We start from the raw sequence: 20,235 nt of genomic DNA, 5'->3' as shown, positions 1-20,235 counted from the left end.
ATCTGTCAGCCCATGAACTTCTTGAACTCGTCCGGAAGCTCGAAGTCGGCCGGCCCCTGGCCCGCGCCCGGCAGCCCGAACGCGCCGCCGGCCTGCGCCTGCTCCCGCTTCGCCTGCGCGGCCTGCTCCTCGGCCTTCCGCTTCATCGGGTTGCCGCTCTTGCGCTTGCCCTTGGCCTGCTTGATCTGCTTCTTCTGCCGGCCGGGGCCGCCACCCATGCCCGGGATGCCCGGCATCCCCGGCATGCCACCGCCCTGCGCCATGCGCGACATCATCTTGCGCGCCTCGAAGAAGCGCTCGACCAGGCCCTTGACGGCGCTGACCTCGACACCGGAACCACGGGCGATACGGGCGCGGCGGGAGCCGTTGATGATCGTCGGGTCCTGGCGCTCGGCCGGGGTCATCGACTTGATGATGGCGGCCGTGCGGTCGACGTCGCGCTCGTCGATGTTGGCGATCTGGTCCTTCATCTGCGCCATGCCGGGCAGCATCCCGAGGAGCTTGCTGATGGAGCCCATCTTGCGGACCTGCTCCATCTGCGCCAGGAAGTCGTCGAGCGTGAACTCCTGGCCCTTCTTGGACGCCAGCTTGGAGGCCATCTTGGCGGCCTCTTCCTGGCTGAAGGTCTGCTCGGCCTTCTCGATGAGGGAGAGGATGTCGCCCATGCCGAGGATGCGGGACGCCATGCGGTCCGGGTGGAACGCGTCGAAGTCGTCCAGCTTCTCGCCGTTGGAGGCGAACATGATCTGCTTGCCGGTGACGTGCGCGATGGAGAGCGCGGCACCACCGCGGGCGTCGCCGTCGAGCTTGGAGAGCACGACGCCGTCGAAGCCGACGCCGTCACGGAACGCCTCGGCGGTGTTGACCGCGTCCTGACCGATCATGGCGTCGACGACGAAGAGGATCTCGTCGGGCGACGTGGCGTCGCGGATGTCCGCGGCCTGCTGCATCAGCTCCTGGTCGATGCCGAGGCGGCCGGCGGTGTCGACGATCACGACGTCGTACAGCTTGGTGCGGGCGTACTCGATCGAGTCCTTCGCGACCTGGACCGGGTCGCCGACGCCGTTGCCCGGCTGCGGGCCGTAGAACGCCACGCCCGCGCGGTCGGCGACGACCGAGAGCTGGTTGACGGCGTTGGGGCGCTGGAGGTCACAGGCGACGAGCAGCGGGGAGTGGCCCTGGCCCTTGAGCCAGAGACCGAGCTTTCCGGCCAGGGTGGTCTTACCGGCACCCTGGAGACCGGCCAGCATGATCACGGTCGGGGGGGTCTTGGCGAACCGCAGGCGCCGCGTCTCGCCACCGAGGATGGAGATGAGCTCCTCGTTGACGATCTTGATGACCTGCTGGCTGGGATTCAGCGCCTTGGAGACCTCGGTACCGAGGGACCGCTCCTTGACGCGCGAGATGAACGCGCGCACGACGGGCAGGGCGACGTCGGCCTCGAGGAGGGCGATACGGATTTCCCTGGCCGCGCTGTCGATGTCCTGCTCGGAAAGGCGGCCTTTGCCCCGGAGGGACTGGAAAGTCGCGCTGAGGCGGTCGGAAAGCGTATCGAACACGGTGGTCGCGATCCTCGGGTCGGGGCGGATGGTCGCCACCCAGGGTATCCGGCCCGGCGGCGGAGCCGTCCTCGCCGGTCCTGGATCACCGGCGAGGGCGGAATTCCCGGGGTCACGCCCTCACCCCAGCGCCCCCTCCACCACCTTCGCCACGTCCACCGCCTCCTCGTCCGACAGGGGGGAGCCGTCCGGCCGGGTCACGTACAGGGTGTCGACCGCGTTCGCGCCCAGGGTCGAGACGTGGGCGCTGCGCACCCGCACGTCGGCGCCCTCCAGGGCGCGGCCGATGCGGTGCAGCAGGCCCGGGGCGTCCTGGGCGCGGACCTCGATGACGGTCGCGTGGCGGGAGGCCGCCGGGGCGACCGTGACGCGGGGCGGCGGGGCCTGTACGCCGCGCCGCCTGGGGTAGGCGGCGTCGCGTTCGGCGAGGCGGGCGGGGACGTCGAGGGAGCCGTCGAGGGCGCGGACGAGGTCGGCGCGCAGCCGGTGGGCCTCGGGGAGCGTGCCGTACTCGGCGGCGACCCGCCAGTCGAGGACGAGGACGGGGCCGCGGCCGAGTGCGCTCGGGAGGGCGACGGCGCGCAGCTCGGCGGCGCGGACGGTGAGGCGGTGCAGGGCGAGGACGCCGGCGACGGCGGGCAGGACGCCGGGCCGCTCGGGGAGGGCGACGAGGAGTTCGACGCCGACCGGCTCGGGCTCCTCGGAGTCCGGGGACACCGGCTCGTGGGCGTGCAGGGTGAGGACGGGTTCGCCGGTGCGCAGCGCCTCGACGGCGAGCCGTTCCTGTTCGGCGCTGGGCGCGGCGGCCTCGGGGTCCGGCGGCTCCTCTCCGGCGAGCACGCCGGCGACGCGTTTGACGAGGTCGGCGACGAGGGAGGCGCGCCAGGAGGACCAGGCGGCCGGGCCGGTGGCGAGGGCGTCGGCCTCGGTGAGGGCGTGCAGGAGCTCCAGGGCGCCGAGGGTGCCGACGGCGGCGGCGACGGTCCGGACGGTGGCGGGGTCGTCGAGGTCGCGGCGGGTGGCGGTCTCGACGAGGAGGAGGTGGTGGCGGACGACGGTGGCGATGACGGCGACGTCGGCGCCGTCGAAGCCGATCCGGGTGGCGAGGTCGCGGGCGATGGTCTCGCCGGCGACGGAGTGGTCGCCGGGCCAGCCCTTGCCGATGTCGTGCAGGAGGGCGGCGACGAGCAGCAGGTCGGGGCGGTGGACCCGGCGGGTGAGGGAGGCGGCGCGGACGGCGGTCTCGACGAGGTGCCGGTCGACGGTCCAGGTGTGGACGGGGTTGCGCTGGGGGCGGCAGCGGACCCGTTCCCAGTCGGGCAGCAGCCGGGTGACGAGTCCTTCGGCCTCCAGGGCCTCCCAGACGGGGACGGTGGTCTCGCCGGCGCCGAGGAGGGTGACGAGTTCCTCGCGGGCCTCGGCGGGCCAGGGCACGGGCAGCGGTTTGGCGGTGGCGGCGAGGCGGCGTACGGCGTGCAGGGACAGGGGGAGGCCGGCCTGGGCGGCGGCCGCGGCGGCCCGGAGCGGGAGGACGGGGTCGCGTTCGGGGCGGGCGCTGAGGGCGAGGACGGCCTCGCCGTCCATCTCGACGACGCCTTCGGCGAGCGGGGTGCGCGCGACGGCCGGTTTCGTGCCGCCGGAGCGGCCCCCGTTCCGGCCGCCGAGCAGGCCGCGCAGCCGGGGCCGGGCGGAGCGGGCCTTGAGGACGCGGTTGACCTCGCGCCAGGTGACGTCGGAGGCGTACGAGACGGTGCGGGCGGCCTCGTAGACCTCGCGGAGCAGGGTGTCGGCGTCGAGGAGGCCGAGTTCGGCGGCGACGGCGTCCTGTTCCTGGAGGGCGAGGCGGTCGGTGGCGCGGCCGGTGGCGAGGTGGAGGGCGTCGCGGGCGTCGAGGAGGCGGCGGCGGGCGTCGTCGAGTCCTTCGCGGGGGGCGTCGGCGAGCCAGGAGGCGGCGACGGCGCGCAGGGCCTGGGCGTCGCGCAGGCCGCCGCGGGCCTCCTTGAGGTCGGGTTCGAGGAGGTACTGGAGCTCGCCGGAGCGTTCGGCGCGTTCGCGGCAGAGAGCGTCGAGCTCGGGGAGGCGGCGGGGGGCCTGGTCGCGCCAGTCGGCGAGGACGGCGGTGCGCAGGGCGGTGGCGAGGGCGGGGTCGCCGGCGACGGGCCGGGCGTCGAGCAGGCCGAGCTGGACCTTGAGGTCCTCGGCCGCGGTCCTGCGGGCCTCGGCGGTGGTGCGGACGGAGTGGTCGAGGGCGATGCCGAGGTCCCAGACGGGGTACCAGAGGCGGTCGGCGAGGGCGGCGACGGTCCGGGCGTCGGCGGTGCCGTCGTGCAGGAGGAGCAGGTCGAGGTCGCTGCGCGGGGAGAGTTCGCCGCGGCCGTAGCCGCCGACGGCGACGAGCGCGGTTCCGGGGGGCGCGCCGGCGGCCCGGTAGAGGCCGGCGAGCCAGTCGTCGGTGAGGCGGGCCAGGGCGGTACGGCGCGGCGGCCCGGACCGCGCCTTCTCGGTGAGAAGGCGCAGCCGGGCCGCCGCGTAGCCGCTGGGTCCCGAGTCTTCCGTTTCCGTCGTCACGTCGAGGTTCGTCACCCAGCGGCTCCCTATCAGTGCGGTGCTCTACAGCGCGTCCGGTCCGCGTTCGCCGGTGCGGACGCGTACGGCGGTCTCGACCGGCACGCTCCACACCTTTCCGTCACCGATCTTGCCGGTGCGGGCGGCCTTGACGACGACGTCGATGAGCTGTTCGGCGTCGTCGTCCTCGACGAGGACCTCGATGCGGATCTTGGGGACGAGGTCGACGGTGTACTCGGCGCCGCGGTAGACCTCGGTGTGGCCGCGCTGGCGTCCGTAGCCGCTGGCCTCGGTGACGGTGAGCCCGTGGACGCCGAATGCCTGGAGGGCTTCCTTGATCTCGTCGAGCCGGTGCGGCTTGACGACCGCGGTGATGAGCTTCATGCGTCCACCTTCTTGTTCTCCGTCGGGGCGGGGGCGGGTGCGGCGCCGGCGGTGGTGCGTCCGGCGATGCCGCCGCCGGCCCCGCTGAAGTCGTATGCGGTCTCGGCGTGCTCGACCTGGTCGATGCCGGCGACCTCGTCGTCCTCGCTGACCCGCATCCCCATCGTCTTGTCGATGATCAGGGCGAGGATCGCGGAGGCGATCAGAGAGTAGGCGAGGACGGCGAAGACTCCGATGGCCTGCTTGCCGAGCTGTTCGAGGCCGCCGCCGTAGAAGAGGCCCTTGGCGTCGGACTGGACGCCGCCGGTGGCGAAGAAGCCGACGAGGAGGGAGCCGATGACTCCGCCGACGAGGTGGACGCCGATGACGTCGAGGGAGTCGTCGTAGCCGAGCTTGTACTTGAGGCCGACGGCCATGGCGCAGACGAGGCCGGCGACGGCGCCGATGGCGATCGCGCCGAGCGGGGAGCAGGAGCCGCCGGCGGGGGTGATGGCGACGAGGCCGGCGACTGCGCCGGAGGCGGCGCCGAGGGTGGTGAAGGAGCCGTGGCGGAGCTTCTCGTAGATCAGCCAGGCGAGCATGGCGGCGGCGGTGGCGACCTGGGTGTTGACGAACATGACGGCGCCGACGCCGTCGTCGTTGCCGAGCCAGGAGCCGGCGTTGAAGCCGAACCAGCCGAACCACAGCAGGCCGGCGCCGAGCATGACCAGCGGGAGGCTGTGCGGGCGCATCGGGTCCTTCTTGAAGCCGACGCGCTTGCCGATGACGAGGATCACGCCGAGGGCGGCGGCGCCGGCGTTGATGTGGACGGCGGTGCCGCCGGCGAAGTCGATGACGCCCATCTCGAAGAGCCAGCCGCCGGTGCCCCAGACCCAGTGGGCGACGGGGAAGTACACGACCGTGGCCCACAGGGTGATGAAGAGGGCCCAGGCGGTGAACTTGACGCGGTCGGCGAGGGCGCCGCTGATGAGGGCCGGGGTGATGATCGCGAACATGAGCTGGAAGACGGCGAAGACGTACACCGGGATGGTGTAGCCGTCCCAGAGTTCGGTGATGCCGATGCCGCTGAGGCCGACGTATTCGGAGGACCAGCCGAAGAGCGAGGCGGTGTCGGTGCCGAAGGCGATGCTGAAGCCGTAGAGCACCCACAGGATCGTGACGATCCCGAGGCTGATGAAGCTCATCATCAGCATGTTGAGGGTGGACTTGACGCGGACCATGCCTCCGTAGAAGAAGGCGAGGGCCGGGGTCATCAGCATGACCAGGGCGGAGCAGATGAGCATGAACCCGGTGTTGGCTGCGGAGAGCGTGGGCTCATCTGCTGCCAGGGTCGTGATGGCTGCTGCCATCGGCGTCTCCTCGTCGTCGGTACGGCCTGTGCGGGGGCGGGGCCGAAGAGCGGCTCGGCCATGAGGGGTGGCCGGTTATGCGCCAGAGATTCGCGCAGCGCGGTTTCCGCCGATGCCGCTCGATGTTTCGCCGCAGTGACGAAGGGGCGGGGCGTGTTACGCGGCCGTGAACGGCGGGGTCACGGGAAGGTCACGGCGGTACCATCCGGGGCCGTGCGCGGGGCCGGGCGCGGGGCGGTGACGACGGCCGTCGGGGTGAGGCCGGGGGCCGTGGGAGTCCGTGCACAAGGCCCGGCCGCGCCGGCGTCCGTCTGTCCGTGCGGCGGGGGAGCCGAGTCGGGCTTTACGGGACGGCCGGCGCGGCCGGAGTCGGTGGGGTGGCGCCGGTGGGCCGGCGCCGGGTGTCCGCCGCGCTCAGACGGCCTCCGCCGTCTCGGGGAGCAGCGAGGTGAGCCGGTCGGTGAGCTGGACGACCTCGGCGACGTCGCCGAAGTCGCGGGCGGCGGTGTCGACCGTCTTGCGCAGCCGGGTGTTGACCCGTTCGGAGCGGACCCTGCGGGCGACGCCGAGGGCCTTCTCGGCGAGGACGACCGACTGCTCGGGTTCCCGCTTGAGGAGGTGGACGGTGGCCATGCCGATGAGGTTGAGGGCGTAGCTGCGCTGGTGCTCGGGGTCCTTCTCGAAGAGGGCGACGGCCCGTTCCATGACGGGCTCGGCGAGCGAGGCGTAGGTCGGGGAGCGGCCGGCGACGTAGGCGAGGTCGCGGTAGGAGTGGGAGTTCTCGCCGTTGAGCTCGGCCTCGGAGAAGAAGCGGATCCAGTCGGGCTCGGGCTCGCCGTCGAGGCCGACGTCGGCGAAGGTGTCCTCGGCCATGCGCACGGCCCGCTTGCACTTGGAGGGCTGGCCCATGTTGGCGTAGGCGCGGGCCTCCATCGCATACAGCATGGCCTGGGTGCGCGGGGTGGCGCAGTCGCGACTGCCGTACTGGGCGAGGTGGATGAGTTCGAGGGCGTCGTCGGGCCGGCCGAGGTGGATCATCTGGCGGCTCATGGAGGAGAGGATGTACGAGCCGAGGGGCTTGTCGCCGGCCTCCTTGGCGGCGTGCAGGGCGAGCACGAAGTACTTCTGGGCGGTGGGCTGGAGGCCCACGTCGTAGCTCATCCAGCCGGCGAGCTCGGCCAGTTCGGCGGCGCAGCGGAACAGGCGCTGGGCGGTGGCGGCGGGCTGGGGCTCCTGGAGGAGGTCGGTGACCTCGTGGAGCTGGCCGACGACGGCCTTGCGGCGCAGTCCGCCACCGCACTGGGCGTCCCACTGGCGGAACATCGCCGTGGTGGATTCGAGGAGGTCGAGCTCGACCGGGGAGAGCCGATGGGAGCGCCGCTCGTCGGCCGCGCCGTCGGGCCGCTCGGGCTCGCCGGCCGGGGTGGGCACGAGCCAGCGCTGCATCGGTTCGATCAGGGCGGGCCCGGCGGCCAGGGCGAGCGAGGAGCCGAGGAAGCCGCGGCGGGCGAGCATCAGGTCGCTGCGGGAGAACTCGCTGAGCAGGGAGACGGTCTGCGGGCCCGCCCAGGGCAGGTCGACGCCGGACACGGACGGCGACTGGTGGGCGGTGCGCAGGCCGAGGTCCTCGACGGCGACGACGGAGCCGAAGCGCTCGGAGAAGAGTTCGGAGAGGATGCGCGGGATGGGCTCGCGGGGCTGCTCGCCGTCGAGCCAGCGGCGCACCCGGGAGGTGTCCGTGGAGATGTGGTGCGCGCCCATCTGGCGTGCCCTGCGGTTCACCTGGCGCGCCAGCTCGCCCTTCGACCAGCCGCTGCGCACGAACCACGAGCCCAACTGCTCGTTGGGGCGCTTGCCGGCAGTCGTACCGTCTGCGCCGTTGCCGCCCACTGGAACGCCCCCATCCACCTGATGCCGTCGTGCGAACCCCTGACAGGATGCCGTGTCGCGCGCTGTCCGTCCGGCGTTTCTCCTCCTTCGAACGGAAAACCGGGTTGCCTCCGGCATACCCACGCGTGCGCTTCGGCCCGGGGTTCGTGTACCGAAGGTAATCCTACGATCACCCGTCCGGGCATGGCGTTTCAAGAAACGCCACCATTCGCCACCCCTTCGAATGAACTCGCCCCGCGCGGAACGCGATTCACTTGACATGCGACGGAACGGGGTCGGCGGATCGCAGCGCGAGGAGGCGCGCGCGGCGGTGCGCACCACCACCCGCACGACCGGGCGCCTCGGCGACGAGGCGGCGGCCACGGAGGGTGGCGGTGGATCTCCGGTCCGTAACCACCGGCGCGTCCGACCCGTTGGAGGGGGCATGGGCTTCACGATCGGCGGCATTCGTGAGATGCGGTCCGGCTCACGTCGCCGCGTACGCACCACGGAGTGCACAGCGGTGGCCGAGTACACGGGACTGTGGGGCTGGGACGTGGTCCCGGGGGCGCGGGCGGCCGGCAGCCGCTGCTCCTGCGGCGACGCGGCCTGTACGGCTCCGGGGGCGCACCCGCTGGCCTTCGCCGAGCCGGTTCCGGCGGGCGCGGGCCTCGGCGAGGCGTCCAAGGCGTGGTCGCGATACCCGGGGGCGGCGATCCTGCTGCCGGTGGGCCGGTCCTTCGACGTGATCGAGGTCGCGGAGGCGGCGGGCCGGCGGGCGCTGGTGCGTCTGGAGCGGATGGGGTTGCCGCTGGGGCCGGTGTGCGCGACGCCGACCGGGCGGGCGTGGTTCTTCGTGGCGCCGGGCGCGGCGGCGGAGCTGCCGCGGCTGCTGTACCGGATGGGCTGGGACGACGCCGATCTCGATCTGCACGGTCTGGGCCCGGGCGCTCACGTCACCGCGCCGCCCTCGGACCTCGGCGGCCTCGGCCCGGTCCGCTGGCTGCGGCCGCCGACCCTCGACACGGCGGGTGCGCCGCCGCAGGCCCGGCTGCTGCTCGGCACGCTGGCGTACATCTGCCATCGGACGCGTTTCTGACAACCGGCCGCATGAGGCCGGCCGCACCGGGGCCGGCCGCATGGAGAAGGGCCCCTGCCGTTGAGCTGCGGCAGGGGCCCTTCTCGTGCGTGCTCGGCGCGCGGGGTGTCAGTCGCCGATGAGGGCGTCGACGAAGGCGCCCGGCTCGAAGGGGGCCAGGTCGTCCGGGCCCTCGCCCAGGCCGATCAGCTTGACCGGGACGCCCAGCTCGCGCTGGACGGCGATGACGATGCCGCCCTTGGCGGTGCCGTCGAGCTTGGTCAGGACGATGCCGGTGATGTCGACCACCTCTGCGAAGACCCGGGCCTGGATGAGGCCGTTCTGGCCGGTGGTGGCGTCGAGGACGAGCAGGACCTCGTCGAGCGGACCGTGCTTCTCGACGACGCGCTTGACCTTGCCGAGCTCGTCCATGAGGCCGGTCTTGGTGTGCAGGCGGCCGGCGGTGTCGATGAGGACGACGTCGGCCTTCTCGGCGATGCCCTCCTTGACCGCGTCGTACGCGATGGAGGCCGGGTCGCCGCCCTCGGGGCCGCGCACGGTGCGCGCGCCGACCCGCTCGCCCCAGGTCTGGAGCTGGTCGGCGGCGGCGGCGCGGAAGGTGTCGGCGGCGCCGAGGACGACGGACTTGCCGTCGGCGACCAGGACGCGGGCCAGCTTGCCGGTGGTGGTGGTCTTGCCGGTGCCGTTGACGCCGACGACCATGACGACGCCGGGGACGTCCTCGGGGCTCTCGGTCTTCACCGAGCGGTCGAGGTCGGGGCCGAGGAGGGCGACGAGCTCCTCGCGGAGCAGGCCGCGGAGCTCCTCGGGGGTGCGGGTGCCGAGCACCTTGACGCGCTCGCGCAGCCGCTCGACGAGCTCCTGGGTGGGCGCGACGCCGACGTCGGCGGTGAGGAGGGTCTCCTCGATCTCCTCCCAGGTGTCCTCGTCGAGGTGCTCGCGGGACAGGAGCGTGAGCAGCCCCTGGCCGAGCGAGTTCTGGGAGCGGGCGAGGCGGGCCCGGAGCCGGACGAGCCGGCCGGCGGTGGGCTCGGGCACCTCGATGGCGGGGGCCGCGGGGGCGGGCGGCTCCTCGACGACGACCGGGGCCTCGGGGGCCTCGGTGGCGGGGAGGTCGACCTCTTCGACGGTGCGGCGTGGTTCTTCCCGCGGTGTCTCCGCCTCGTCGCCGACGTGCGGTTCGGCGGGCGGAGCGGTGATGGTCGGCGTGGTGGACGGCGGCTCGGCCGGCGGTAGCTGCTTCTTCTTGCGACCGCTGATCACGAGTCCGCTGGTCACGGCGACCGCGACGACCAGAGCGATGACTACAGCAAGGATGAGTTCCATAACCGCTCCAGTATCGGCCACGAAGGCGCCGGAGGCGGAGCACGTAGAGTGGTGGTTCCCCCCGATCTGTACAACGGAGTACCCCTATGCCCCACGCGTCCGAGACCGAAGGCGCGCCGAGCGGCGGCACGCTGGAGAGCCGCGGCCTCGAACCCGTCCCCGACGCCGAGCGGACCGGCCGGGTCCGCGAGCTCTTCCCGACCTGGGTGGCCGCCAACATCAGTGTGCTGCTGCTCACCATGGGTGCCGGTCTGATCGTCTTCAACGGCCTGAACTTCTGGCAGGTGCTGTGTGTGGCGGTGGCCGCGCCGGTCCTGTCGTACGGGATCGTCGGGCTGATATCGATCGCCGGGAAGCGCGGTGGCGCGCCCGGCATGGCGCTGTCGCGGGCGGTGTTCGGTCAGCGCGGAAACCTTTTTCCCGGGTCGCTGATCTGGGTGGCCCGCTGGGGCTGGGAGACCATCAACGCGGTCACCGGCGCCTACGCGGTGCTCACGGTGCTCGACCTGCTGTTCGACGTGAAGTCGAACACGTTCCTCATCGTGGTGACGCTGCTGGCCTTCGTCTCCTGCACCTTCCTGGTCTCCGGGCTGGGGATCAACGCGCTGCGGGTGTGCAGCACCTGGTCGACGTATCTCTTCGGCGCGTTCTCGGTGCTGGTGCTGGTCTATCTGGTGGCGAACACCGACTGGTCGGCGGTCTTCGCCAAGCCGGCCGGGTCGACGGCCATGCTGGTGGCCGGCATCGGCACGATCGCCGCGGGCGGCATCAGTTGGGTGCCGTCGGGCCCCGACTTCACCCGCTATCTGCCGCGCACCGCCTCCTCGAAGGCCGTGGTCGGCTCGACGGTCGGCGGCGCGGGGATCGTCGTGCTCCCCATGGTGCTCATGGGCGCGGTGATGGCGGTGTCCACGCCGGATCTCGCCTCGGCGCAGGACCCGGTGTCCTTCATCGGTGAGCTGCTGCCGGCGTGGATCTCGGTGCCGTATCTGCTGATCGCCCTGATCGGGATGCTGCTGATCAACTCGATGTCGATGTACTCGGCCGGGTTCACGGCGCAGACGCTCGGCATCAAGGTGTCGCGGGCGGCGGCGGTGAGCGTGAACGCGGTGATCAGTCTGGTCTTCGGCTTCCTGCTGATGGTGGTGGCGACCAGCTTCATCGGCTCGTTCATCTCCTTCCTCACGCTGCTCGCGGTGGCGTTCTCGGCGTGGATCGGCGTCTTCGGCGTGGACATGCTGCGCCGGAGGTCGTACGACGCCGAGGCGCTGATGGACACGGGCCGGACCAGCGCCTACTGGTACCGGGGCGGTTTCGCCTGGCAGGCGATGACCGCGTGGGCCGTGGCGCTGGTGGCGGGTCTGCTCTTCACCAAGGTCGACTGGTTCGCGGGGCCGCTGGCGTCCTCGTGGATCGGCCGGAACGGGCTCGGCTGGGCGGCGACGATCGTGGTGGCGGCGGTGCTGTACGCGGTGCTGCCGCGGGACCGTGCGGCCACCGCGCCCGTGGCCGGTGAGCCCGCCGAGGCGCGCGAGACCGTTTCCATCTGACGACTCGTCAGCTAACGTCCCCCTCCACGACGCATCCGTGGAGGGGGACTTCCCATGCCGTTCACCGTCGTCCGCTTCAACCTCGTCGACCCGCACGCCGACCCCGCCTCCCTCTCGGCCCGCTACCGGGCGGCCCTGGAGATGGCCGCCCACGCCGACGCCCACGGCGTGGACACGGTGCAGACCGAGGAGCACCACGGCGCGGCGAACAACTGGCTCCCCTCCCCCTTCGTCTTCGCGGGCGCGGTCTTCGGCGCGACGAGGACGATCGCGGTGACGGTCTCGGCGATCATCGGCCCGCTGCACGACCCGCTGCGGCTCGCGGAGGAGATCGCGGTCCTGGACCTGCTGAGCGGGGGCCGTCTGGTGACGGTGGCGGGGATCGGCTACCGGCCGGAGGAGTACGAGGAGCGCGGGGTCGACTGGGGGCGGCGCGGCCGGCTCCAGGACGAGCTCCTGGAGACCCTGCTCGCGGCCTGGTCCGGCGAGCCCTTCCCGTATCGGGGCCGTACGGTACGCGTCACCCCGCGGCCCGTCAGCCGGCCGCACCCGCTGCTGCTCGTCGGCGGCTCGTCGAGGGCGGCGGCCCGGCGGGCGGCCCGGCTCGGCCTGCCGTTCTTCCCGAGCGCGCACCTGCCGGAGCTCGAGGCGTACTACCGGGAGCGGTGCGCCGCGTACGGGACGGAGGGCTGGACGATGATGCCGGCCCGGAAGACCCCGCTGCTGCATGTGTCGGAGGATCCGGACCGGGCCTGGGCGGAGTACGGGGAGCACTTCCTGCACGAGGCGCGGACCTACGCCTCCTGGCAGTCGAAGGACATCCGCTCGGCGGTGCGGTCGGGCGCGCGGACGGTGGCGGACCTGCGGGCGGAGGGCGTGTACCGGGTGGTGACGCCCGAGGAGTGCGTGGCGCTCGGGCGGGAGCTCGGCAGTCTGGTGCTGCATCCCCTGTGCGGCGGGATGCCGGTGGAGGAGGGGTGGCGGAGCGTGCGGCTGTTCTGTGACGTCGTACTGCCCCGGCTCCGGGCATGAGCCCGGGGCCGGGGCAGTCTCGCGTTCCGAGGAGCGGGGCAGCGGGGTTTAGCCCATCTCCTCCAACGCCTTGCCCTTGGTCTCCTTCACGAACTTGAGCACGAAGGGGATCGAGAGCACGGCGAAGATCGTGTAGATCACGTAGGTGCCGGAGAGGTTCCAGTCCGCGAGGGACGGGAAGCTGGCGGTGATGGCCCAGTTGGCGATCCACTGGGCGGAGGCGGCGACGCCGAGGGCGGCGGCGCGGATGCGGTTGGGGAACATCTCGCCGAGGAAGACCCAGACGACCACACCCCACGAGAGGGCGAAGAAGAGCACGAAGACGTGGGCGGCGACGAGCGCCACGACGCCCTGGGTCTCGGGCAGCTTGCCGTCGACGAGGTCGGCGGAGAAGGCCCATGCCTCGACGGCGAGGGCGAGGGCCATGCCGGCGGAGCCGACGAGGGCGAGCGGCCGGCGGCCGACCCGGTCGACCAGGACCATCGCGATCACGGTGCCGATGATGTTGATGATCGACGTGGTGAAGGAGTAGAGGAAGGAGCTCGACGGGTCGATGCCGACGGACTGCCAGAGCGTCGCGGAGTAGTAGAAGGCGACGTTGATGCCGACGAGCTGCTGGAAGACGGAGAGTCCGATGCCGACCCAGACGATGGGGAGCAGCTTGGACTTGGTGCCGGCGGCCAGCAGGTCCTTGAAGGTGGACTTGTGCTCGCGGCGCATGGCCTGGTCGATCTCGGCGACCCGGCGGTCCAGGTCGACGCCGTGGCCCTCGACCTCAGCGAGCACCTCCTTGGCCTTGTCGACGCGGCCGACGGAGATCAGGAAGCGGGGGGACTCGGGGATGGCGAAGGAGAGCAGGCCGTAGAGGAGCGCGGGGACGACCATCACGCCGAGCATCCACTGCCATGCCTCCAGGCCGGCGATCTCGCCGCGCTGGTCGCCGTCGGCGAGCTGGAGGATGCCGTAGTTGACCAACTGGGAGATGGCGATGCCGATGACGATGGCGGCCTGCTGGAAGGAGCCGAGGCGGCCGCGGTACGCGGCGGGGGCGACCTCGGCGATGTAGGCGGGGCCGATCACGGAGGCCATGCCGATGGCGAAGCCGCCGACGATCCGCCAGAAGGCCAGGTCCCACAGCGCGAAGGGCAGCGCGGAGCCGACGGCGCTGATGGTGAAGAGGACGGCGGCGATCTGCATGCAGCGGATGCGGCCGATCCGGTCCGCCATGCGGCCCGCGGTGGCGGCGCCGATGGCGCAGCCGATCAGGGCGATGGCGATCACCTGGGCGAGCGTGCCCGAGCCGATGTCGTAGCGGTCGCGGATGGCCTCGACGGCGCCGTTGATGACGGAACTGTCGTAGCCGAAGAGGAAGCCGCCCATCGCGGCCGAGGCCGTGATGAAGATGACGTGTCCGATGTGGTCCGGATGGGCCGAACGGCCCTCGGACGGAGGCGGTGTGGGCGCCTGCGCGGTGCTGGTCACGGGGACTCCTCGGGGCTCCGGCAGCGTCGCCGGTGCGGTGGGGGGCGAGCCCTTCCAGTGGCGCACAACTTCACGCCGCCCACCACTTGAAGGTAAAAGCAACGTTGCAGAGACTATGCCTTCAGGTTTCGAAGTCAAGAGGGGATGTCGTATGACTTGAAACGCACGGCATGGCACCTTGCATTCAGAACTTGAAGTGACATGTCTCAGCGCAGTCGCTGGCTGATGACCTTCGATACCCCGTCGCCCTGCATGGAAACGCCGTACAGCGCGTCGGCGACCTCCATGGTCCGCTTCTGGTGCGTGATCACGATGAGTTGCGAGGACTCCTGGAGCTCCTGCATGATCCGGATCAGCCGCTGCAGATTGGTGTCGTCGAGCGCCGCCTCGACCTCGTCCATCACGTAGAACGGGCTCGGCCGGGCCTTGAAGATCGACACCAGCAGCGCCACCGCCGTCAGCGACCGCTCGCCGCCGGACAGCAGCGAGAGCCGCTTGACCTTCTTGCCCGGCGGGCGGGCCTCGACGTCGACGCCGGTGGTGAGCATGTCGTCCGGGTCGGTGAGCACCAGTCGGCCCTCGCCGCCGGGGAAGAGCCGCGAGAACACGCCCTCGAACTCGCGGGCCGTGTCCCGGTACGCCTCGGTGAAGACCTGCTCGACCCGCAGATCCACCTCCTTCACGACCTGAAGGAGGTCGGCCCTGGTCTTCTTCAGGTCCTCGAGCTGCTCGGAGAGGAACTGGTGCCGCTCCTCCAGGGCCGCGAACTCCTCCAGGGCGAGCGGATTGACCTTGCCGAGCTGCTGGTAGGCCCGTTCGGCGGCCTTGAGACGCTTCTCCTGCTCCGAACGGACGAAGGGGCGCGGCTGGTTGCGCGGATGCTCCGGGTCGTCCGGAAGCTCCTCCCCCTCGGCGGGCGGTGACGGCGGTACGGGCTGATGGGGGCCGTACTCGTCGACGAGGGTGGCCGGCTCCACGCCGAGCTCCTCCAGCGCGCGGGTCTCGAGCTGCTCGATCCGCAGGCGCTTCTCCGCCCCGAGGACCTCGCCCCGGTGGACCGAGTCGGTGAGCTTGTCGAGCTCGGCCTTCAGGTCCCGGCCCCGGGTGCGGGCGGCCGCCAGGTCCTGCTCGCGGGCGCTCTTGTCGGCTTCGGCGAGGGCGCGTTCCCGCTCGGCGCGGACCAGGGACAGCTCGATGTGGGCGAGGAGCTGGCGGGCGCCGGAGGCGACGGCGGCGGCGACCCCGGCCTCGTGGCGCAGCCGCGCCCGGCGCTGTTCGGCGCGCGCCCGGGCCTCGCGCTCGGCGCGGGCCGCCCGGTCCAGGGAGTCGGCCCGTCCGGCCAGGCCCTTGACCCGCTCCTCGTGGGTGCGGACCTGGAGCCGGGCCTCCATCTCGGTCTGGCGCGCGTTGGAGCCGTCGATGGCGAGCCGGTCCCGTACGGAGGTGTCGGGCTCCTCGTCGGCCGGGGTCTCCTCGGCGACGAGCAGCCGCTCGGTGAGCTCCTCCGCCTCGACCAGGGCCTTCTCCAGCGCCTCCTGGGCCCGGGCCGCGGCGGCGGCGGTGCGCTCGGCCTCCCCGGCGGCGCCCCTCGCCTGCCCGGCGAGCCGGCCGAGCTGCTGGGCCACGGCCGACTTCTCCCGCTCGGCGGTACGGCGCCGCTCCCCCAGCTCCTCGACCAGCCGCGCCGCCTCCCGCCGGCGCTCGGCGGCCTCCTCCTGCGCGGCCGCCGACTCCCGGCAGCGCACCTCCAGCCCGGCCAGCTCGGCCGCCGCCTCGTCGACGGACGCCTGCACCTCCAGGAGGCTGGGCGCCCCGGCCGACCCGCCCTGCGCGAAGTGCGCCCCGAGCAGGTCCCCCTCGGCCGTCACCGCCGTGAGTCCGGGCCGCGCCCGCACCACCTCGACCGCCTCGTCGAGCGTGCCGACCACGACGACGTCCCGCAGCAACCGCCGTACGGCGCCCATGAGTTCGCCCGGCCCGGAGACCAGGCCGACGGCGGGCACGACGGTGACGGCACCGACCACGACGGGTCCGCCGGCCGGGGAGCCGGGGGTGTCACCGGAGCCGGTGGTGCCGTGGGCCTCGGCCTCCGGTGGGGCGTCGGCCAGGAGGAGGGAGGCGCGGCCCGCGTCCTGTTTGCGGAGGAGGCGGAGGGCTTCGGCCGCGGTGGCCGGGCCCGTCATGGCGAGGGCGTCGGCGGCGGCGCCGAGGGCGGCGGCGAGCGGGACCTCGTAGCCGGGGGTGACGGTGAGCAGCTCGGCGGCCGGGCCGAGCAGGCCGGAGAGGCCGGCGGTGAGGAGGGCGCCGGTGCCGTCCTTGCGGCGCAGGCCGAGGGCGAGGGCGTCGTGGCGGGCCCGGGTGGCGGCGCGGGCGCGGTCGGCGGCGCCGGCGGCGTCGCGGGCGGCGGTGAGCGCGGTCTCGGCGTCGGCGAGCTCCCGCCGGGCGGCCTCGTGGCGCTCCGCCAGTTCGGTGTCGTCCGCGTCGAGCCCGTCGACCTCCGCCTTCAGCCGCTCGTACTCCTCCTGCGCCGAGGCAGCCCGCTCCTGCGCCTCGTCGCGGGCGGCGGCGAGGCGGTCGATCTCGGCCTGGGCGGAGGCGGCGCGCGAGCGGGCGGCGTTGACCTGGCCGTGCAGCCGGGCCAGGCCCTCGCGGCGGTCGGCGATGGCGCGGGCGACGTCCTTGAGGCGGCGTTCCTCGACGGCGAGGGCGCGCTCCAGTTCGGCGCGGTGGGCGACCGTGTCGTCGAGGGCGCGCTCGGCGGCCTCCAGGGCCGCCTCCAGTTCGGCCTCCTGCTCGCGGATGCGGGCGGCCTCGCGTTCCATGTCCTCGGGGTCGCGGCCCCGCCGCTCCTCCACGGGCCGGTCGCCGGCGCTCTTCACGCGCGCGTCGGCGAGCGAGATCGTGCCGCGCACCCGCTCGGCGAGCTGCGAGAGCGCGTACCAGGTCTCCTGGGCGCGCTGGAGGCGCGGGGCGAGGCGGCGGACCTCGTCCTCCAGTGCGGCCTCCTTCGCGAGGGCCGCCCTGAGGTCGGCCTCGGTCGCCTCCTTGCGGGCGAGCAGCGCGGCCTCGTCGGCGATCTCCGCCTTCAGTGCCTCCTTGAGGCGTACGAGGTCGTCGGAGAGCAGGCGCAGCCGGGCGTCGCGCAGGTCGGCCTGGATGACGGCGGCGCGGCGGGCGACGGCGGCCTGCCGGCCGAGCGGCTTGAGCTGGCGGCGCAGCTCGTCGGTGAGGTCCTGGACGCGGGCCAGGTTGGCCTGCATCGCGTCCAGCTTCCGGAGCGCCTTCTCCTTGCGCTTGCGGTGCTTGAGGACGCCCGCGGCCTCCTCGATGAAGGCGCGGCGGCCCATCGGGTCGGCGTGCAGGACGGAGTCGAGCTGGCCCTGGCCGACGATGACGTGCATCTCGCGGCCGATGCCGGAGTCGGACAGCAGGTCCTGGATGTCGAGCAGGCGGCAGGTGTCGCCGTTGATCTGGTACTCGCTGCTGCCGCCGCGGAACATGATCCGCGTGAGGGTGACCTCGGCGTAGTCGATGGGGAGGGCGCCGTCGGAGTTGTCGATGGTCAGCGAGACCTCGGCGCGGCCGAGCGGGGGCCGGCCGGTCGTGCCGGCGAAGATGACGTCCTCCATCTTGCCGCCGCGCAGCGACTTCGCGCCCTGCTCTCCCATGACCCAGGACAGGGCGTCCACGACGTTGGACTTGCCCGAGCCGTTGGGGCCGACGACGCAGGTGATCCCCGGTTCGAACCGCAGCGTGGTGGCGGAGGCGAACGACTTGAAACCGCGGAGCGTCAGGGCCTTGAGATGCACGCCTGGGGACTCTACCCGGGGCCGTGGGTTTCACCTGTGAAGACGCAGGGCACACCCTCCCCCAAGGAGGGTCGGACGGGGGGCAAGAAAGAAGGGACGCCGAAGCGTCCCTTGCATATCCAGCCAGCGCCTGGCTGACTGTGTCGGCGAATGAGTTTCTCACCTGAACCCCTCGGGGACACCTCTGTCCTTTCGGGGCCGAGGTCTCGGCCGAGACCTCAGGTGAGCGCAGGCTCCGCCTTGGTGACGTCGAGATCGATGCTGTCGAGCAGCGACTCTCCCTGGTGAGCGGCGGCGGTCAGCGCGTCGTTCTCGGACTGGATCCGAGTCAGCTCGGACTCGAGGTCCTGGACGCGCTGCTGAAGCCGTCGCATCTCGGCGAGGAGTCGCGGGTCGGAGCCGCCGACGTAACCGAGAAGCGCCTTTGCCATGATGGATGGTCCTCCACAATGAGTGACCGACCGATGCGGTTGGGTCGTGAGGGATTTCGCACCCGCGATGCTCGACCGTGCTCTTCTGTCGTGCCCGTTCTCACGCTCGAACAGCTAAGGTGCGCGGGGCTTCCAGAGTCTCACCAAAAAGTTTGACGGTCAACACGATCACGCCCCGCATCGGCGGGTCACCGGGGGGTCCACGGCCCTACGCAGGGCGGCGGCGCCTCGCAACTCGGTGCCCGAGGGGCTCTGGAGATCATCCTTCCTCGCGCAGCCTGGCACGGCAAGTGCTTCTTGGCAATCACCAGGCTTTTTCCCCTTCGCGAACCGTTCGTCGAACGTCCGCCCGAGGCCGGTTCCGGTCACCGGGCGGAGCGCGGCCGGGAAGATCGTCAGCGAATGGAGAAGGTGTCGTAGATGCCGCGCGGGGTGTCCCAGATCTCAGTGACGCCGTCGACGCGGCCGGGCGTGTCGCCGGAGCGGAGCCAGTCCAGCAGACGGTGGCAATTCTCACTCGGCCCCTCGGCCACGACCTGGACCCGGCCGTCGTCGAGGTTCAGGGCGAAGCCGACCAGGCCGCCGATCTCCAGTGCGTTTGCCCTGGTGAACCAGCGGAAGCCCACTCCCTGTACCCGGCCGCGCACCCAGGCGGTCATCCGTACGTCGTCGCTCATGGCTGCACGCTAACGGGCGAATTACGAAAGGGGCACGTCGGCCCGGCGTGTCATGGCGTACAGTCCCGACGGAACGGGGCTCACCCGTATGGCCCCGCCCCGCTCGACAGCATCCACAGAAGCAAAGTTCAGCAAAGATCGCGGTTCCCGTCGGCCCCGGCCGGCCGGCGCGGTCGAGGCCGTCAGGGAGGCGGAGGAGATGGGACGTCATCGCGGCGCACGACGCGGCGCACCCGTGCGCACCGGACTGCTCGGCGTCTCCGCGGCGGTCGCGGTCGGCGCGATGGCGGTCGCCTCGGGTCTGCTGCCCGGCGGCGACACGTTCACGATCGGGAGCACGGGCACCGGCGGCCAGCGCACGGAGGCGCAGCAGGCTCCGAGTCTGACGACGCAGGGCGGCTCCTCGGCGGACCCGGCCCGTACGGGCGACGGCACCCCCTCCGGAGCCGGCAGGGCCACGCCGCCGCCCCCGTCGGCCAAGCCGTCGGCGACCCCTTCGACGAAGCCGGTGCCGAAGCCCTCCGCGACGAAGGCGAAGCCCTCGTCCGCACCCTCCTCGAAGCCGGCCCCCGAGGTCACGAAGACCACGAAGACGCCGGAGTCCGAGCCCACGAGGACGGCCCGCCCGACCCGGGCTCCGGCCGTCGAGGCCCCCGTCTCCTCGCCCTCCGCCGTCACCCGCTCCCTGGCCGGCCGGGCGACCGCCGCCGAGGCGGAGGTCGTGCGGCTGGTGAACGTCGAGCGCGCCCAGGTGGGCTGCGCCCCGGTCCGCTCCGACGCCGGGCTCGCGGCGCTGGCCGGTGCCTTCAGCGCGGACATGGCCGCCCGGGACTTCTTCCACCACATCGACCCCGACGGCGCCACCCCGTGGAGCAGGGCCGCGAAGGCCGGCATCACCAACCTGGGCGCCGAGAACATCGCCCGCGGGCAGGTCGACGCGGTCGCGGTGATGAAGTCCTGGATGGCGAGCGACGGCCACCGCGCCAACATCCTGAACTGCGACTACAAGGAGCTGGGCGTGGGCGTTCACTTCGCCGACGGCGGCCCGTGGTGGACCCAGGACTTCGGCTTCTAGAGCCTCCCCGCGTCCTCCTCCTCACGCT

The 20,235-nt window shown here is 72.5% G+C and carries 14 protein-coding genes; 4 read left to right on the top strand and 10 right to left on the bottom strand.

The window, feature by feature from the left end:
- Positions 1-5 precede the first annotated feature (5 nt).
- From ffh to ABZ135_RS21865, 5 genes are all read right to left on the bottom strand, one after another.
- Positions 6-1,559 carry a signal recognition particle protein gene (gene ffh, locus ABZ135_RS21885; RefSeq protein ID WP_356697889.1) on the bottom strand — a complete coding sequence of 518 codons (1,554 nt, stop codon included), beginning with the start codon at positions 1,557-1,559 and terminating at the stop codon, positions 6-8.
- Between the two features lie 120 nt (positions 1,560-1,679).
- The gene (locus tag ABZ135_RS21880; RefSeq protein ID WP_356697888.1) at positions 1,680-4,142 is read right to left on the bottom strand and encodes a [protein-PII] uridylyltransferase; all 2,463 of its coding nucleotides are present in this window, start codon (positions 4,140-4,142) and stop codon (positions 1,680-1,682) included.
- 27 nt (positions 4,143-4,169) lie between these two features.
- Positions 4,170-4,508: a P-II family nitrogen regulator gene (locus tag ABZ135_RS21875; RefSeq protein WP_004924863.1), complete on the bottom strand. Its 339-nt coding sequence runs from the start codon at positions 4,506-4,508 to the stop codon at positions 4,170-4,172.
- The gene (locus tag ABZ135_RS21870) at positions 4,505-5,857 is read right to left on the bottom strand and encodes an ammonium transporter (protein WP_356697887.1); all 1,353 of its coding nucleotides are present in this window, start codon (positions 5,855-5,857) and stop codon (positions 4,505-4,507) included. Before ABZ135_RS21870 ends, ABZ135_RS21875 begins: the two co-directional genes overlap by 4 nt.
- 414 nt (positions 5,858-6,271) lie before the next feature.
- The gene (locus tag ABZ135_RS21865) at positions 6,272-7,747 is read right to left on the bottom strand and encodes a hypothetical protein (RefSeq protein ID WP_356697886.1); all 1,476 of its coding nucleotides are present in this window, start codon (positions 7,745-7,747) and stop codon (positions 6,272-6,274) included.
- 424 nt (positions 7,748-8,171) lie between these two features.
- Here ABZ135_RS21865 and ABZ135_RS21860 point away from each other — a divergent pair, with 424 nt between their 5' ends.
- Positions 8,172-8,825 carry a bifunctional DNA primase/polymerase gene (locus ABZ135_RS21860; RefSeq protein WP_356697885.1) on the top strand — a complete coding sequence of 218 codons (654 nt, stop codon included), beginning with the start codon at positions 8,172-8,174 and terminating at the stop codon, positions 8,823-8,825.
- A 108-nt stretch (positions 8,826-8,933) separates the two neighbouring features.
- Here ABZ135_RS21860 and ftsY read toward each other — a convergent pair whose 3' ends face one another.
- Positions 8,934-10,151, bottom strand: coding sequence for a signal recognition particle-docking protein FtsY (gene ftsY, locus ABZ135_RS21855; protein ID WP_356697884.1), 1,218 nt, complete (start codon positions 10,149-10,151; stop codon positions 8,934-8,936).
- 86 nt (positions 10,152-10,237) lie between these two features.
- On the opposite strand from ftsY, the gene ABZ135_RS21850 reads away from it, so the two are divergent.
- Together ABZ135_RS21850 and ABZ135_RS21845 are read left to right on the top strand one after the other, a co-directional pair.
- A complete protein-coding gene (locus tag ABZ135_RS21850; RefSeq protein ID WP_356697883.1) occupies positions 10,238-11,701 on the top strand; it encodes a cytosine permease in 1,464 nt (487 codons plus the stop codon).
- A gap of 54 nt (positions 11,702-11,755) precedes the next feature.
- Positions 11,756-12,733 carry an LLM class flavin-dependent oxidoreductase gene (locus ABZ135_RS21845; protein WP_356697882.1) on the top strand — a complete coding sequence of 326 codons (978 nt, stop codon included), beginning with the start codon at positions 11,756-11,758 and terminating at the stop codon, positions 12,731-12,733.
- A 48-nt stretch (positions 12,734-12,781) separates the two neighbouring features.
- Here the strand turns inward: ABZ135_RS21845 and ABZ135_RS21840 are convergent, their stop codons facing one another.
- The 4 genes from ABZ135_RS21840 to ABZ135_RS21825 all read right to left on the bottom strand — a co-directional run bounded on the left by ABZ135_RS21840 (position 12,782) and on the right by ABZ135_RS21825 (position 19,132).
- Positions 12,782-14,215: a sugar porter family MFS transporter gene (locus tag ABZ135_RS21840; protein ID WP_356697881.1), complete on the bottom strand. Its 1,434-nt coding sequence runs from the start codon at positions 14,213-14,215 to the stop codon at positions 12,782-12,784.
- A 206-nt stretch (positions 14,216-14,421) separates the two neighbouring features.
- Entirely contained in the window at positions 14,422-18,024 is a 3,603-nt protein-coding gene (gene smc / locus ABZ135_RS21835; RefSeq protein ID WP_356697880.1) for a chromosome segregation protein SMC, read from the bottom strand.
- Between the two features lie 218 nt (positions 18,025-18,242).
- Positions 18,243-18,455 carry a hypothetical protein gene (locus ABZ135_RS21830; RefSeq protein ID WP_356697879.1) on the bottom strand — a complete coding sequence of 71 codons (213 nt, stop codon included), beginning with the start codon at positions 18,453-18,455 and terminating at the stop codon, positions 18,243-18,245.
- Between the two features lie 395 nt (positions 18,456-18,850).
- Positions 18,851-19,132, bottom strand: a complete 282-nt coding sequence (locus tag ABZ135_RS21825) for an acylphosphatase (protein ID WP_356697878.1) — start codon at positions 19,130-19,132, stop codon at positions 18,851-18,853.
- 199 nt (positions 19,133-19,331) lie between these two features.
- Between ABZ135_RS21825 and ABZ135_RS21820 the strand changes: the two genes are divergently transcribed.
- Positions 19,332-20,207, top strand: coding sequence for a CAP domain-containing protein (locus tag ABZ135_RS21820; RefSeq protein ID WP_356697877.1), 876 nt, complete (start codon positions 19,332-19,334; stop codon positions 20,205-20,207).
- Positions 20,208-20,235 lie beyond the last annotated feature (28 nt).

The sequence above is a fragment of the Streptomyces sp. NPDC006339 genome, from assembly GCF_040612775.1.
Lineage (GTDB): Bacteria > Actinomycetota > Actinomycetes > Streptomycetales > Streptomycetaceae > Streptomyces.
This window is presented reverse-complemented; position numbering and strand designations above follow the sequence as displayed.

What these genes read in the sequence shown, in the direction of transcription:
- ABZ135_RS21875 (WP_004924863.1), bottom strand. Translation starts at nt 4,508, where the DNA reads ATGAAGCTCATCACCGCGGTCGTCAAGCCGCACCGGCTCGACGAGATC.
- ABZ135_RS21870 (WP_356697887.1), bottom strand. Translation starts at nt 5,857, where the DNA reads ATGGCAGCAGCCATCACGACCCTGGCAGCAGATGAGCCCACGCTCTCC.
- ABZ135_RS21860 (WP_356697885.1), top strand. Translation starts at nt 8,172, where the DNA reads ATGGGCTTCACGATCGGCGGCATTCGTGAGATGCGGTCCGGCTCACGT.
- ftsY (WP_356697884.1), bottom strand. Translation starts at nt 10,151, where the DNA reads ATGGAACTCATCCTTGCTGTAGTCATCGCTCTGGTCGTCGCGGTCGCC.
- ABZ135_RS21850 (WP_356697883.1), top strand. Translation starts at nt 10,238, where the DNA reads ATGCCCCACGCGTCCGAGACCGAAGGCGCGCCGAGCGGCGGCACGCTG.
- ABZ135_RS21845 (WP_356697882.1), top strand. Translation starts at nt 11,756, where the DNA reads ATGCCGTTCACCGTCGTCCGCTTCAACCTCGTCGACCCGCACGCCGAC.
- ABZ135_RS21830 (WP_356697879.1), bottom strand. Translation starts at nt 18,455, where the DNA reads ATGGCAAAGGCGCTTCTCGGTTACGTCGGCGGCTCCGACCCGCGACTC.
- ABZ135_RS21825 (WP_356697878.1), bottom strand. Translation starts at nt 19,132, where the DNA reads ATGAGCGACGACGTACGGATGACCGCCTGGGTGCGCGGCCGGGTACAG.
- ABZ135_RS21820 (WP_356697877.1), top strand. Translation starts at nt 19,332, where the DNA reads ATGGGACGTCATCGCGGCGCACGACGCGGCGCACCCGTGCGCACCGGA.